The organism is Catenovulum sediminis (genome assembly GCF_007289895.1).
Taxonomy (GTDB): Bacteria; Pseudomonadota; Gammaproteobacteria; order Enterobacterales; family Alteromonadaceae; genus Catenovulum; species Catenovulum sediminis.
Genome location: NZ_CP041660.1, coordinates 1,469,501 through 1,484,039 on the forward strand (window position 1 = coordinate 1,469,501; position 14,539 = coordinate 1,484,039).

At 40.3% G+C, this 14,539-nt stretch carries 15 protein-coding genes and 1 pseudogene; 2 read left to right on the top strand and 14 right to left on the bottom strand.

The features are described from left to right. Positions 1 to 22: 22 nt before the first annotated feature. The 3 genes from FNT16_RS05890 to FNT16_RS05900 are packed head-to-tail and all read right to left on the bottom strand — an operon-like array spanning position 23 to position 3,201. Complete coding sequence (locus tag FNT16_RS05890) at positions 23 to 1,537, bottom strand: polyamine aminopropyltransferase (RefSeq protein WP_143870661.1); 1,515 nt, start codon at positions 1,535 to 1,537, stop codon at positions 23 to 25. Next, positions 1,537 to 2,352, bottom strand: a complete 816-nt coding sequence (locus FNT16_RS05895; RefSeq protein WP_143870662.1) for a hypothetical protein — start codon at positions 2,350 to 2,352, stop codon at positions 1,537 to 1,539. Before FNT16_RS05895 ends, FNT16_RS05890 begins: the two co-directional genes overlap by 1 nt. Positions 2,353 to 2,364: 12 nt before the next feature. Next, on the bottom strand, positions 2,365 to 3,201 hold the full coding sequence (locus FNT16_RS05900) for a DUF350 domain-containing protein (RefSeq protein ID WP_143870663.1): 837 nt from the start codon (positions 3,199 to 3,201) through the stop codon (positions 2,365 to 2,367). Between the two features lie 259 nt (positions 3,202 to 3,460). Here FNT16_RS05900 and FNT16_RS05905 point away from each other — a divergent pair, with 259 nt between their 5' ends. Continuing rightward, entirely contained in the window at positions 3,461 to 3,976 is a 516-nt protein-coding gene (locus FNT16_RS05905; protein ID WP_143870664.1) for an outer membrane beta-barrel protein, read from the top strand. Between the two features lie 132 nt (positions 3,977 to 4,108). Next, positions 4,109 to 4,270: pseudogene (locus tag FNT16_RS05910) on the top strand (endonuclease III); the annotation flags it as partial. A 184-nt stretch (positions 4,271 to 4,454) separates the two neighbouring features. Here FNT16_RS05910 and FNT16_RS20350 read toward each other — a convergent pair. The 11 genes from FNT16_RS20350 to FNT16_RS05965 form a co-directional block, all read right to left on the bottom strand. After that, a complete protein-coding gene (locus FNT16_RS20350; RefSeq protein ID WP_185976703.1) occupies positions 4,455 to 4,595 on the bottom strand; it encodes a hypothetical protein in 141 nt (46 codons plus the stop codon). A 1-nt stretch (position 4,596) separates the two neighbouring features. Continuing rightward, positions 4,597 to 4,740, bottom strand: a complete 144-nt coding sequence (locus FNT16_RS20355) for a hypothetical protein (protein WP_185976704.1) — start codon at positions 4,738 to 4,740, stop codon at positions 4,597 to 4,599. 355 nt (positions 4,741 to 5,095) lie between these two features. Next, positions 5,096 to 5,770 carry a hypothetical protein gene (locus FNT16_RS05920; RefSeq protein WP_143870666.1) on the bottom strand — a complete coding sequence of 225 codons (675 nt, stop codon included), beginning with the start codon at positions 5,768 to 5,770 and terminating at the stop codon, positions 5,096 to 5,098. Beyond that, positions 5,760 to 6,092, bottom strand: a complete 333-nt coding sequence (locus tag FNT16_RS05925) for a hypothetical protein (protein ID WP_143870667.1) — start codon at positions 6,090 to 6,092, stop codon at positions 5,760 to 5,762. Before FNT16_RS05925 ends, FNT16_RS05920 begins: the two co-directional genes overlap by 11 nt. A 936-nt stretch (positions 6,093 to 7,028) precedes the next feature. After that, on the bottom strand, positions 7,029 to 7,559 hold the full coding sequence (locus tag FNT16_RS05935; protein ID WP_143870669.1) for a hypothetical protein: 531 nt from the start codon (positions 7,557 to 7,559) through the stop codon (positions 7,029 to 7,031). A 254-nt stretch (positions 7,560 to 7,813) separates the two neighbouring features. Beyond that, positions 7,814 to 9,643: a glutamine--fructose-6-phosphate transaminase (isomerizing) gene (glmS, locus tag FNT16_RS05940; RefSeq protein ID WP_143870670.1), complete on the bottom strand. Its 1,830-nt coding sequence runs from the start codon at positions 9,641 to 9,643 to the stop codon at positions 7,814 to 7,816. A gap of 11 nt (positions 9,644 to 9,654) precedes the next feature. After that, positions 9,655 to 10,431, bottom strand: a complete 777-nt coding sequence (locus FNT16_RS05945; protein WP_143870671.1) for a DeoR/GlpR family DNA-binding transcription regulator — start codon at positions 10,429 to 10,431, stop codon at positions 9,655 to 9,657. A gap of 176 nt (positions 10,432 to 10,607) precedes the next feature. Further along, entirely contained in the window at positions 10,608 to 11,642 is a 1,035-nt protein-coding gene (locus tag FNT16_RS05950; RefSeq protein ID WP_143870672.1) for a DUF1570 domain-containing protein, read from the bottom strand. Between the two features lie 135 nt (positions 11,643 to 11,777). Continuing rightward, entirely contained in the window at positions 11,778 to 12,818 is a 1,041-nt protein-coding gene (locus FNT16_RS05955; RefSeq protein WP_143870673.1) for an ABC transporter ATP-binding protein, read from the bottom strand. An 11-nt stretch (positions 12,819 to 12,829) separates the two neighbouring features. Further along, entirely contained in the window at positions 12,830 to 13,654 is an 825-nt protein-coding gene (locus FNT16_RS05960) for a carbohydrate ABC transporter permease (protein ID WP_143870674.1), read from the bottom strand. Positions 13,655 to 13,659: 5 nt separating this feature from the next. Further along, complete coding sequence (locus FNT16_RS05965; protein WP_143870675.1) at positions 13,660 to 14,532, bottom strand: carbohydrate ABC transporter permease; 873 nt, start codon at positions 14,530 to 14,532, stop codon at positions 13,660 to 13,662. Positions 14,533 to 14,539 lie beyond the last annotated feature (7 nt).

The following is a 14,539-nucleotide window of genomic DNA, read 5'->3' on the forward strand; positions in this document are numbered from 1 at the left end:
TATTTAACCAATAAACTAACCATTAGCTCCAATACTTCCACCCTTCTAAATAATAATAAAGTACATGCGGTTTATCTAAACTGCTTACTTTGCTGTCACGAGTATTGATATCGGCAGGAAAAATCATCAGGGCAGGTTCTAGCTCTGGCGTATAAAACCGGGTACCGGGCAAATGCTGCGTCGCTTGTGTACAACGGGCTTTGCAAGCAATAACAAACCCCCAGTCACCAAAAGATGGTATATCAACATGATATGGAACCACTTGTTTAAAACCGCTATCAGCAATTGTATTGTGAATCGACCAAAATGCCTTGGTCGCAAAAAACGGGCTGGTCGCTTGCGTCACCATAATACCATTTGCCGTAAGCCGGCTTTTGACCATCTGATAAAACTGTTTACTATACAAACGCGCTAAACTGATGGTTTTGGGATCGGGTAAATCAATCACAATCAAATCAAAATATTGCTGAGCATCACTTAAATACACAAAAGCATCTAAATGCAATATCTCGACTTTGTCATTTAAAAACGATTGTTTATTTAGCTGGCTTAAATAAACATTATGTTTGGCCAAATTGGCGACGGCTGGATCTAAATCAACCACAGTGATTGATTGAACTTGGGGATAATTCAACAATTCGCGCGTTGCCAATCCATCCCCTCCACCCAATAACAACACGGATTTTACATTGTGATGACGCTGCATTGCCGGATGAATTAATGATTCGTGATAACGGTACTCATCTATTGAAGAAAACTGCAACCCCCCATTTAAATAAAGCCGAATATCGTTTTTATTTTTCGTCATGATTAACTGCTGGTAAGGCGTTTGTTGGCTATGCACGATGCGCTCGTCAAACACTGACTCGTTCCATTTATCGTTTAAATGATTACTAAACAGCATCAACCCCAGCAAAGTGAGAAAAGCAAAAACCAATGCAGTGCGCAAATAAAATCTTAACCGGCGGTCTATTTGCTGAAAAAAATACCACAACAAAGTCAAAGCAATGGATAAATTAAGCAGGCCAAATAATAAAGAAGTTTTAAATACGCCTAACCAAGGCAAAAGAGCCAATGGAAAGACCAAGGTCGCAATTAAAGCGCCAAAATAATCAATTGATAATACATTAGATAAATTCGCTTTTAAGCTATAGTGCTTTTCCATTAACCGACTGAGCAGTGGAATTTCCAAGCCGACTAAAACCCCAATAACAGCCGTTAATAAAATAGAGATAAACTGAAACGGTAAGTCCTGCGCATAACTAAAATACAACACAGGTACACAACTGCCCCCTACCAAAGCTAAAACAAGCTCATAAGCAATAAACTGGGCCAATAAAGTTTGTTCGCTGACCCACCTGGATAAGTACGATCCGATCCCCATAGTTGCCATATATACACCAATGGTCAGCGAAAACTGAGTAATACTATCGCCGAGAAAATACGAGCCGGTTGTGGCAATTAACAGCTCGTATATGATCGAGCACAAACCTGCTATAAAAATACTAAATAACAGTATATGGCTTTCTCGTAACACTACTTGCCGCCTTTAGAAGAACCCGCTCTAAAATTAGCACCGGATAAACTTTGCTGACGAATACTGCGATCAACATGCATATTGTAATGCCGATGTGCGTAGTGGATGTAATTGATATCACTATCATCATGGCTAACCGCCAGACAATACACAACCCCAAACCAAGCAAGCGAACCGGAAAAAATATACCAATAGACTTTTGAACTGTTAGCTGATTTTTTAGATAACCGATGGTTCGATTTAGGTTGGATAAAAGCACCTGAGTTTTTACCTGCATTCTCCATTTTATTAAAAATCACCACCAGACAAACAAGCGCAATGGCGCCAAAAATATAATACAAATGGCTAAACCAACTGCGGTCACCTTTTATCGGCACCACTCTAAATGAATACTGGGTTTTAGCTGTACTGCGGTTGGAAGCAGCAGAATCAGACAAATAAAGAATATACTGACCTTGTTTCGGAAAACGAATATCAAAATAGGCGTGTTGCTTTCGTTCAGTCCACTTACCATCCGAGTCGACACCCGATTCTGACCACAGTTCGTCTTGATAACTAAATAAATACTCACCGCTTGCTGAGTAAATTTCCATATCAAAAGACTTCCAAGTATTCATCGGCATCCGGCCTCTGAATTCAAATCGCATCATTTGCCCATCATGGGGTACTTCAAACGGATATGCGCTCTCTGTATTGGCGAAGTTTTTACTTTTTTGCATCACCACAGCGGCGTCTTCAGACTCCATATACTGCGCACTACAAAAACTAAGCACAAAAATAGTCAGCGAAATAAAAAATAACTTATACACACTCATTTTTTCTACCCGCTAAAGTGTGTAAAAAATAACAGCGGCAACCGAAATCGCGACAAAACCCTCGATAATCGCCACCGCTGTATTTTGTGCTTCAATGGCATCGTCAATCTTAATCTTAGGCAGTAAAACGATATCAACAACAATGCGCACAAGCGGAAGTAAAATCAGCGCGATAATCGCATCGATAAAAAATAAACTAATACTTTCAAACCAAGAGTTAAAACCGCCCACTAAAGCATGTAATAAAATAATTCCGAGCGCGATTTTAGTCGCCGCAAAACTAACCGCTGCGGCAACATTGCCTTTTTCAATTTCGTGCTGAAATTCAAAACGAGTAATCAGATCATATACTTTACTGAATATCAGTAAGGTGATTTGCCCCAAAACATAAAAAACCACAGCGGATATGAGCGAACCTTCACCGGTTAACGAACCGGCAATCACCAAACCTGCGGCAATATAACTGGCACTTTGCACAATACCGACAGACAAACGTTGGTGCTCGATAATCTGTTGATGATTACAAAATTTAGATAACAGGAGTTTATCGTTAATCAATCTGGCTAAAAACAACATTCCCAAACCCATTGCTGAATATAAACCAACATTGATTAGATCGTTTATTAATCCCCTGCTTGGCCCTTTTAATACAGCAATATAAATCATAGTGACGGCGATAATAAAACCGGCAATTGAAACAGCCAGCGCGGTATTTCGCTTCTCAATGATTTGTTCAAAGGTATTGTAAGAGGTGAGCAAGTTGTACAACCACTTAGCGATGCATACAACAACTAAAAACAAGGCCAAAAATGCCGAGTTTTCTAAATACTGCGTAATGATAATGTCCATATTTTATGTTTTTTGTTAAAAGTTTATAAAGAAGTGCGATGCTACCACATTAGCTTATCTTTACGGAATAGTTGAATTCAAAGAGCTTGCCAGGATAAAAGTGCCAAGCGGCGGTTGCCATTTTTCTGAGCTTATCGTTAAATACTCCCCCTTGGTGCGATAAATTAACCACTCAGGGTTGTAGTTATATTTTTTATTACAAATGGTGCCAGTATCAGGCATACATAAGATATTTGAACAGATCAATTAAGGAAATGGAATGTTAAAAAAATCAGTATTAGCCATCGCGTTAGCAAGCGCTTCATTCTCTTCATTTGCTAATTGGGTGGGTGGTGTTAGCTACATAAACTTATCAGACGACGATGGCCAAATGGAACTGAGCCTTTCCGGCATCGTTGCTTCATTAGGTTATAAAATTGAGTCTGATAGCAACTTTTTTATTATGCCAGAACTACGTATTGGCACTGGGATTGGTGATGATACAGTTCGTTTTTTTGGTGGTGATTTTAAAGTTGAAATGAATAGCTTTACCGCATTAACTGTCCGTGGGCAATATGATTTAGAAAACGGCGCTTACCTTTTTGCCGCACCTTCTTACGCTAACCTTGACGTGAAGGTATCTGGTTATGGCGAAAGCGCATCAGAAGACGAGTGGGAATTCGGTATCGGCGGTGGTATTGGTTTTGACGTTAATGAGTCAACATCAGCAGAGTTCTCTTACGAGCATTACGATGGCACAGATGCGTTAAGTGTTGGAATTAAAGTTGATTTCTAAACGCAAATAGCACTGAAATTACGGAAGTTATAAACATCAACTTAAAAAATTGAGAGTTACCCGTTTTGATAAAGGTGTCAAATCTTGAATCAAAATTCAAAAAGGTAACTCTCATGTTGCCTACTCACAAATGAAATCGAACAAAAATTACTGAAAGTTGTACCGACAGAATTTAAAGTAGATATACATCATTGGCTGATATTACATGGTCGATACACCTGCATAGCACGCAAGCCGCGCTGTGGGTCTTGTATTATTAAGGATTTTTGTGAGTTTAAAGCGAAAACTGAGTAGTTGAATATCTGCTTTGAGCGAGGAGCAGACGGTCGATCTAACTCATTTTTGGACAAAAATGAGTTTGTGAAAAGGCGAACCAAATGGTTCGCCTTTTTAGTGTTCTACTATCTAGATTGTCACAGACTGCATTAAAACTGTCACAAACTTTGCCACAGTCAAACTGAATATGGCCGCTTTCTAATTATTCATCATCACCCAAGTAATCATCATTATTTGGGTTATGAACATCCGCCCAATCATCCATATCGGCATCGTTATTTGGGTTATTGATATCTGACCAGGTATCAAGCTCATCTTGAGACATTTCACTTGGATCTGGCATATTATTTCTTCCCTCTCTGATTAGGGTTTATCTGCTTACCGCGATTACCCTGATTCTGATCGTACTGACGGTTGGTTCCCTTAGAGCCTTTATTTGCGTTTGAGGTATTTGACGCATTGTCAGCAGGAGTTATTTTTTTAGTCATATTCTGATTTCCTTAATTAAAACTAGACTTATGAATTTGCTTAATAGTTCGCTCAAATCCTTGCCTAGTTGTTATCACTTTAGGGTGGAGCCCATCAGAGTTATCCTGCCAAACAAATCGAAACCCTCTTCCTAATCTGAACCTAATAAAGGTCGGGGAACTGCGAATCGTCTTTCCCCCTAGACTAAGATAATAAACTCCCGATTTAAGTGACCTTTCAATTTCGAAAGCACGCTTAATCTGGCACAGTGGAATATGAGATTGGAATGTATCAATGAGTTGTTTTGTCGATGTCATTCTTGCTCTCCTTGATGAACTGGGAACAGAATGATTGAGTGCACTGCACTCGCAACAACTAATTAAATAAATCGTCCAATAAATTATCGAACTCGTTCGCTTCGATGTATTGCTGGGTTATCATTGACTGGTACTTGGATAGAACAGGATGTTCAGTTTGAAGTAAAGATGCTGCTTCATAAGCCTTTTCAAGTTCGCCATTTAAGTAATATAGCATCATGGTTTCACCATCACTCAATACAGCACTTTGAGCTAGCAGAGTTTGCATAACACTGGTGATATTCCCAATCGATAATTGTGGGAGTTCATAGAATGGATTTGGTAGGCGATTTTTCGACAACGAAACTTTAGATTTCATTATGCTAATAAACTGATCCAGCGCTTCAGATTGGATACCTACACCAATAATGGATTGTCGACCCGCTAACATAACGTTTAAGAATTCGGCAGCTTCCATGCGTTTACCACTATCGCCAAAGATGGCCTTAACACGTTTGCTATCGGCAAAAAAACCTTGCAGCAACACTGCATTGTGAAACTTATTTAGGCTTTTGCGTGCTATAAGTAAATGGTTTTTCTCTGAACCAATCCCCATCTGTACTTTGTTGACGATAAGAAAACCTTTACTTCGTACAAGCGGGTAAACAAGATCTTTAAATGATTTGTGCTCAGACAGTTCAACAGAGAACAACTTTCTTATCGCATCAGGAGGTGATAACCCATCATATTTCACAAGACAACCTTAACAATTTTTTTTCAGATGGTGAGTTTTCCTCTAGAGCATACTTCGCAATAAATTCCGCTCGCTTAAACCAATCTGATCGACAGTGATCCTCACTTTTTGCGTACTGATCTATCACCCCTAAACAGTAACCTGCCCTTAAGCTTTCGGATAACGAAGTAGTTTGGGCAGCTAACAGATGCTTTTCATTTTTGGAAGCGTATATGTTAATTAACTCAGCACAACTATCTGTCAATGAAAGGGGTTTAGCTGAAATAATTGCTGACACTGGCAAAAAACCAATTGCAATGATAAAGGCATTTTTACGTAGCATTCTAAATATCCGATGTTGTTTTTGGGGGGTGCTCATGCGAAGTAGCACTGATCTTGTCATTACTGTTAGCTCGATCTAGAGCTTGAGAATCAATAACCGTCGTCCTTTTGTTCTTGCTAGGCACTGCTATGTATAGGCTTAAAAGAATACAAGCAAACGCAAACATCTGCCTGTAGTTCTCACCATGAAGCATTGCTCCGTTTAGATATTTAGTCCCCTCTAGCAAATCAGAGAAAGCTACAACGCTGGCAGTCAACCAAACAAATAGTACCAATCTGCCATACCAGATTAAAGGCATGGATAGAATATTCCACCAACGCTCATTAGTTTGACATGTGTAGAAAATATATCGTTTTAAAAGTACTAGAGCTAAGATGGCGAATACAGCCTCGATAGTCGATATGTCGGACAAGCCCTCTTGGTGTTCGAAAATATTGATAAGCTCCAACCATAAGGATGTCAGAGCCATTACCACTAGAGTTATGAACAAACATACGTTGAGTAGTCTTGCCACTACTCGCCCTATTGTCCAATCCAATTCAAATAACAAATGGAGAGAGGCTACCGATTTTTCAGGCCCGTTGATTCCTACTTGCTGTTCTACGTTTGATCTATCCATGATTCAGAGTGAAATAAATAATTGCAATATTTCATTAGTTTAACAAGCTCATCGGATAAATGTAACAGCTTTTTTTTACTTCCAGAAAGTTCTGACCGTTACACTGTAGAGGTTGCTTAAATTGACTATTTTGTTGGAGGAATTATCTGAGTGCGTTTCTACTATGGTGGTATTACTTTTTTAATGAAGCCAGATAATGCTTCGTTGAAATTCCAAACAACCCATTGCCACTCGTTTTGGGGCAAAAACAGTTGAGTGCGCCTAATAGTTGTTGCAGCTTCATAATATTATTGAGAAAGGAATGAACTCTTATCCGACTAATTAAAGTTAACCATAAAGCCGTCTAGATCTCTTGCGATGACATCTAACATTTTCTTTTCGGACTGTTGGAGTACAACAGCATGATAAGAAAATTCATTGCGTAATTGATGGTAGTTCAGTTGTTTGGTTTTGCCACTCAATATAGTTTCAATAGAATTATTGTAGCCTTTAAAAAAGCCAAGCAACCCAGATCGTTGATCTAAACTCTCCTTTATCGATGTAGCAACATTGACAATATTTTGATAATCGTCACAAAATTGCCGTAGGACAACTTGATAATCAGACTCACTGGTGTAGAAACCATTTTCTAAGGCGACATTTACTTTCAACTCGTTGAGCTTTTCAAGGATAGAACACAAGCGTATGTAAAGAACAGATACGTCTATTTGAGCAATTTTTTCCATATTTCGTTTATAGTAGCGCTCATTTAGATCAAAATCTTTCATAGGTTTTTTGGTTTCTTCAACAACGTTCATCATCAAGTCTTTGAAAAGATCCAATACGTTGTTCGGATTACTTAGTTCCATTTTCCCCACCTAGCAATAACATCAATTGATGTTATCCCAATTTTATATACACATTACTTGCATGAGAAAAAGTATATCAAATGATGGTTCGATGAACAGAGAAGCCTATCAAGTGTAACTTTGAATGGGGCATAAACGAGTTAGCACCACACTCCGCAATTAACACTGAGCTGACAATAAGTCAGCTCATAAATCACCGCACTGATATGACTCTTTATGGCTTATCCACAGTCCTATTAAATCAGCAACTCTTGTTACTCAACCGTCACTGATTTTGCTAAGTTTCTAGGTTGGTCTACGTCTGTCCCTTTAATCACGGCAACGTGGTAAGACAACAATTGCAGCGGTATGGTGTAAACAATCGGCGCGACAATATCTTCGGTTGGTACAACATTAATCACGCGCTGCGTTTCGTCACTTTGGAATTTGGCATCTTTATCTGCAAATACATATAAGATACTGCCTCGTGCGCGTACTTCTTCCACGTTTGAGTGTAGCTTTTCTAATAATTCATTATTAGGTGCCACTACAATTACCGGCATTTCTGCATCAATCAAGGCGATTGGGCCGTGTTTTAGCTCACCTGCAGCATACGCTTCTGCGTGAATGTACGAGATTTCTTTTAGCTTTAATGCACCTTCCATTGCGATTGGGTATTGGTCACCTCGGCCCAAGAACAAGGCATGGTGTTTGTCTGCAAATTCTTCGGCTAAATCTTCAATTTCAGAGTTTGCTAATAGTGCTTGTTCTATTTTGCCCGGCAATTGCATAAGCGCAGCGCAGATTGCTTGTTCTGCTTCGCTGGCTAACGCTTTGTGTTTACCTAAGGTTAATACCAATATTAATAACGACACTAACTGAGTGGTAAAGGCTTTAGTTGAAGCAACCCCAATCTCAGTGCCGGCACGGGTCATAAAGTTAAAGTCTGACTCACGAACCAGTGAAGAACCCATTACATTACAGATGGTTAATGAAGATAAATAACCCTGCTCTTGTGCTAACCGAAGTGCGGCTAAGGTGTCTGCGGTTTCACCCGATTGCGAAATAGAAACAAACAAACTCCCTTCGTGTACGTAAAATTTGCGGTATCTGAATTCTGAAGCAATTTCGACACTACAGCTAACACCTGCGTATTGTTCAAACCAGTATTTAGCCACCATACCAGCATGATAACTGGTACCACAGGCAACTATAGTGACGTGTTTAATTTGTGGCACCATCTCTTCAAAGCCGTTACCAAAAATGCCTTTTTCGACGCCTGTAGATGTCAAACGGCCTTCTAACGTTTGGCGCACGCATGTAGGTTGCTCGTAGATTTCTTTCATCATGTAATGGCGATATTCGCCTTTGTCTGCTGAATCGGCTTTTGCATCAACCAAGTTCACTTTGCGCTCGACTTTTGCGCCGGTTTTATCAAAAATTTCAATTTCTTTACGACTGATGCGTGCCACGTCACCTTCTTCAAGATAAATAAAACGACTGGTAACCGGCAATAACGCCAATTGATCAGATGCTACAAAATTTTCGCCAATCCCTAAACCAATAACCAACGGGCTACCAGAGCGTGCAACAACCATTTCATCTTGATTTTGTTTGTCGATAATGGCGGTGCCGTAAGCGCCTGTTACGGTTTTAGCCGCTTTTTGCACCGCTTCTAATAAGCTTAAACCTTGGTCGATAAATTGATGAATTAGGTGGGTTAATACTTCTGTATCTGTATCTGACTGAAATCCGTAACCAGATGCTTGCAGATCTGCTTTTAGTTCTTTGTAGTTTTCGATAATGCCATTGTGTACAACTGCAATGCGCTCGTTGGATAAATGCGGGTGCGCGTTGCGTTCGGTTGGTTCACCATGCGTTGCCCAGCGCGTGTGTGCGATACCGGTTCCGCCACCGATAAAGTTTTCTGCAACACTGTCCGCTAAGTTTTTAACTTTACCGACTCGACGTATGCGTTGTAATTCACCATTTTGAATAACCGCTAAACCCGCTGAATCGTATCCGCGGTATTCTAAACGGCGCAAACCTTCTAATAAAATTTCGGCTACATCACGTTGTGCAACTGCACCTACTATTCCACACATTATCTTATTTCCTATTTATCTGTTGTTTGCTGTGCCACAACGACGTTGACACCCATTTTTTCAATTTGTTGAATGGCTTCTTTTTGAATACCATTGTCCGTTACTAAGGTTGTAATTTGTTGCCAAGTTAATTCTAAATTAGGAATTCGCCGGCCAATTTTGTCTGACTCTATCATCACGATCACTTCGCGTGCTTGCTCTGCCATCACGCGGCTTAAACCAATCAATTCATTAAAGGTAGTTGTTCCGCGGGCTAAATCAATGCCATCTGCACCTATATATAGTTGGTCAAAGTCATATGAACGTAACACTTGCTCGGCAACTTGTCCTTGAAAAGATTCTGAATGCGGATCCCAGGTGCCGCCTGTCATTAATATGGTGGGTTCATGTTCGAGTTCGCGTAATTGGTTGGCGACTTGCAGGGCATTTGTCATCACAACTAAACCATTTTTTTGGTTTAAATGCGCGATTAAACTCGCTGTAGTGCGGCCACTGTCGATGATGATGCGATTATGATCGCGTATTAACTGGGCGGCTTGTTCACCAATCGCTTGTTTGGCTGCTGATACTGTTTTTTCAGCATCGGAAATCACTTCTTGCGGTAAAGGAACCGCGCCACCATAGCGGCGCAGCAACAAACCACTTTTTTCAAGCTCGGCTAAATCTTTGCGGATCGTCACAACTGAAGTGGCAAATTGCTCGGCTAATGCATCAACCGTAACTTCACCCGTTTCACTGAGTTGCTGAACGATTTTATGGCGTCTTTGTTGAGTATTTCGTTTCGACAAAATTTCGTTTTTCTTGTTTTTAAGTTTCGTTTCGAAAGATACGCGGTATTTAAACAAAGAAAATCGAAAGGGGCAAGTTAAAATGTTTGCCGTTAAAAATTATGTGAAGCGGTTACCCCTTGTTTATTTAAGTCGGCATACCAATTGGCATAACGCTGAGATAAATTTGCCATATATTACTTGGCTAACTGTTGTATCTGTTTTTTATTTAATTTTATACAAGGTGATTCTTGCTCTGCTTTCATCAGGGCTTTCAGTAACACGCGCCCTTGTGTTGAACTCATTAAAAAATACATAGAAGCCCAGCTGTTGGCATACAACGCATGTTTTTTATTGTCTGCTACCAGCCCTATGTTAGCCGTTAGCAAATCTTCTAATGGTATAAATTGGTGTGCAACTTGGTGCATTTTATTTAACCAACTACCATTTGTTTTTACTATTCGCTGTTGTAACTGAGTTTCAATTTTTTCGAAATACTCTGCTAAACCTTCATTCATCCAGTCGTTTGTAATTCCAAACAAGCCTGCGTTTATCGCATGTACTGCTTCATGAATTGCCGTTTGCATAGTTTGTTGGTAGTCAGTGTATTGAATAACAGCTGAGTTTGCCGCGTATGAATATACCCCGACAGACTGACCGCCTGTCCAACCTAGCTTTGCTAATTCTTGTAAATACTGTTGTTTGTTAGCGAGCACTTTTAAATTCAGTTCAATTTTTTTCAAGCTGCCTATACCCAGTAAATGCGCGTAAATTTTAAAAACTGCATTTAATTTGCTTTCCAGCTCATTTTTAAAAGCAGCTGGCAATCCCAGTGTTTGTAAATTCAAGGCAAAATAGTCAAGCGCTTGTTGGTTGGCGACCTGGTATTTTAATGCTCGATGTTGTTTTGGTTTTTGATCACTGATGTGCGTAACGCCGCGCTCGTCAACCCAGGTATACAAACCGTGTGTTTGTTTATATTGAATTTCACCGATTGAATTATCCGTACACCGGTACTGATCGAACCTTGCAACATGCCGATGGGCGTATTTAACTTTTGAAACTAATTTTGCTGAAGGGGTTTCTTCTGTTATTGCTGTTGTATTTTGTGCGACTTGGCTAGATTGCGTTTGATTAATCCAAAATTGCTTATCTAAAAAATAAACTGTCAGGGCAATAGCAAAAACCGCGCAAATAACAAAGTATAAAAAATTTCTAACGTTAGATGACATATTCTCTCCCTGAATGATGTTTTGCTGAGCTGATAAAATTAAACAATGGAAAATAGTATTTTTAATTTTGAATTGTTTCAATAAAAAGAAGGCATCCTTGCCTTTAACACTTTGGGAATAGTGAATCAGTAGAACTTAACTAGCAGATGAGATTGCTGGCTTGTCGGCTGTGTCGGTGGTAATTGTGTTGCCGGCTTTGTCAAAACGCAGGATCTTATTTTGTGGTGCCGTTAAATTAATCACATCACCATATTTTAACGGGCATTCTCCATCGGTTTTAACGGTTAATGTACCGGTATTTTCAACATGAACATGCAAAAACGTCTCAGAGCCTAAATGTTCTATTACGCCTACTTTACCTGTCCATAAGCCATTGTCTTGCGTCACTTGCAAATGTTCAGGACGCACCCCGATACAGTGTGTTGCATCACCTGCACTGGGTTGAACATCTATAAAATTCATTTTTGGCGAGCCAATAAACCCGGCAACAAAGCGGTTTACCGGTTTTTGATATAACTCAAGCGGTGTGCCGACTTGTTCAATCACACCACCATTAAATACGGCGATACGATCGGCCATTGTCATTGCTTCAACCTGATCATGGGTGACATAAATCATGGTGGTATTCAGACTTTTATGCAGCTCAGAAATTTCAAGACGCATGTTCACCCGTAACGAGGCATCGAGGTTCGATAAAGGCTCATCGAACAAAAATGCTGACGGCTGGCGTACGATTGCACGGCCAATCGCAACCCGTTGACGCTGGCCACCCGATAATTGTCCAGGTTTGCGGTCTAGATAATCTGTTAAATTCAGCATTTTGGCGGCTGTGGTAATTTTCTCTTCAATAACCTCAGGCTCGACCTTTGCACGTTTCAGCGGAAACGCGATGTTATTTCTCACCGACATATGCGGATAAAGTGCATATGATTGAAACACCATCGCCAATCCACGTTTAGCAGGTGGCATGTGGGTGGCGTCTTGCCCGCCAATTTCAATTGTGCCGCTGGTGGTGTCTTCTAAACCGGCGATCATCCGTAGTAAAGTAGATTTACCACAACCAGAGGGGCCAACAAATACGATAAATTCACCATCTCGTATCTGTAAGTCTAACGGTTTAATCACGTTTACGTCGCCGAAGCTTTTAGTCACTTGTTTTAATGTAATACTTCCCATTTCAATGCCCTCTATTTAACAGCGCCGAAGCTAAGCCCGCGCACTAATTGTTTCTGGCTGAACCAACCAAGGATAAGAATTGGCACGATGGCCATCACTGAAGCTGCCGATAACTTTGCATAAAACAAACCTTCGGGGCTTGAATAACTGGCAATAAATGCCGTTAAAGGTGCGGCATTTGCCGCGGTTAGAATGAGTGTCCAAAAGGCTTCATTCCACGCCAGTATCACGTTAAGTAACATAGTCGATGCAATACCCGGTAACGCAATTGGCAGCAATACATGAAATATTTCGTCTTTAATACTGGCACCATCCATACGCGCCGCTTCAAGAATTTCATGCGGTATTTCTTTAAAGTAGGTGTATAACATCCAAACCATAATCGGTAAGTTAATGAGTGTCATCACAATCACTAAACCCAGTTTGGTATCTAATAATCCGGTGTCGCGAAACAGTAAATAAATCGGGATAAGCACACCGACAGGTGGCAACATTTTGGTTGATAACATCCACATTAATAAATTTTTAGTGCGCTTGGTTTGCACAAATGCCATAGACCAAGCCGCCGGGATCGCGATTAACAACCCCACTAAACTAGAGCCAACCGATATCACGATAGAGTTCCAAAAATGCTCAAAGTAGGGCGAACGCGCCAATACATCTGAGTAGTTTTCAAGTGTCCATTCAAACATAAACAGGCTTGGCGAACTGGATATGGCTTCTGCTTCGGTTTTAAAGCTGGTGATCGCAGTCCATAAAATAGGGAAAAAGATTAATCCGCTAATGGTCCACGCCAGAATGGTATAAATCGCTTTGGTTTGATTATTTGTATTCATCGCTTTTAACCCTCTAGGTTTTTACCAATTAAACGCATTAAGAAAATGGCCACTATATTGGCAATAATGACTGCGACGATACCGCCGGCAGAACCGCCACCGACGTCAAACTGCAATAACGACTGGGTGTAAATTAGGTAAGTAATATTGGTAGATGCGTAACCCGGACCACCGCTGGTTGTCACTAATATTTCGGCAAATATTGACAATAAAAAGATGGTTTCTATTAAGATAACCGCTGTTACCGCGCGCGACAGATGCGGCACGACAATATAAATAAACTTACTGAATGGGCCTGCACCGTCTAATTCGGCTGCTTCAAGTTGTTCGCGATCAAGCGACTGAATGGCTGTCAGTAAAATTAATGCGGCAAATGGTAGCCACTGCCAAGACACAATAATAATGATGGATAACAACGGCATTTCGGCAAAAAAATCAACCGGTGTGACACCGATAAACTCAGCAAAATGGGCAAATAAACCATTTACTGGGTTCATAAACATATTTTTCCAAACCAACGCGGATACGGTCGGCATTACAAAAAACGGAGCTAAAACCATAATGCGTACATAGTTTCGTCCCCAAATGGCTTGATCGAGCAATATAGCTAAACCAATTCCACCGCCAATTGTGATAAATAACACACCCAATACCAGCAATAAGGTATTAAAAAATGATTCAATAAATGCAGGATCGGTTAAAAAGAACTCGTAATTCATCAAGCCTATGAATGCATTGTCGCCTGGCATCAGCAAGTTATAATCTAAAAATGAGAAATATAACGTCATGCAAAGTGGCACTATCATCCATATCAGTAACAAACTAACGGATGGGAGCAGCATCAATTTGGCTAAGGTACGAGAGTGAGTTGTCGCCATGGTCCAG

What these genes read in the sequence shown, in the direction of transcription:
- FNT16_RS05895 (WP_143870662.1), bottom strand. Translation starts at nt 2,352, where the DNA reads ATGAGTGTGTATAAGTTATTTTTTATTTCGCTGACTATTTTTGTGCTT.
- FNT16_RS05900 (WP_143870663.1), bottom strand. Translation starts at nt 3,201, where the DNA reads ATGGACATTATCATTACGCAGTATTTAGAAAACTCGGCATTTTTGGCC.
- FNT16_RS05905 (WP_143870664.1), top strand. Translation starts at nt 3,461, where the DNA reads ATGTTAAAAAAATCAGTATTAGCCATCGCGTTAGCAAGCGCTTCATTC.
- FNT16_RS20350 (WP_185976703.1), bottom strand. Translation starts at nt 4,595, where the DNA reads ATGCCAGATCCAAGTGAAATGTCTCAAGATGAGCTTGATACCTGGTCA.
- FNT16_RS20355 (WP_185976704.1), bottom strand. Translation starts at nt 4,740, where the DNA reads ATGACTAAAAAAATAACTCCTGCTGACAATGCGTCAAATACCTCAAAC.
- FNT16_RS05925 (WP_143870667.1), bottom strand. Translation starts at nt 6,092, where the DNA reads ATGCTACGTAAAAATGCCTTTATCATTGCAATTGGTTTTTTGCCAGTG.
- FNT16_RS05935 (WP_143870669.1), bottom strand. Translation starts at nt 7,559, where the DNA reads ATGGAACTAAGTAATCCGAACAACGTATTGGATCTTTTCAAAGACTTG.
- glmS (WP_143870670.1), bottom strand. Translation starts at nt 9,643, where the DNA reads ATGTGTGGAATAGTAGGTGCAGTTGCACAACGTGATGTAGCCGAAATT.
- FNT16_RS05950 (WP_143870672.1), bottom strand. Translation starts at nt 11,642, where the DNA reads ATGTCATCTAACGTTAGAAATTTTTTATACTTTGTTATTTGCGCGGTT.
- FNT16_RS05955 (WP_143870673.1), bottom strand. Translation starts at nt 12,818, where the DNA reads ATGGGAAGTATTACATTAAAACAAGTGACTAAAAGCTTCGGCGACGTA.
- FNT16_RS05960 (WP_143870674.1), bottom strand. Translation starts at nt 13,654, where the DNA reads ATGAATACAAATAATCAAACCAAAGCGATTTATACCATTCTGGCGTGG.
- FNT16_RS05965 (WP_143870675.1), bottom strand. Translation starts at nt 14,532, where the DNA reads ATGGCGACAACTCACTCTCGTACCTTAGCCAAATTGATGCTGCTCCCA.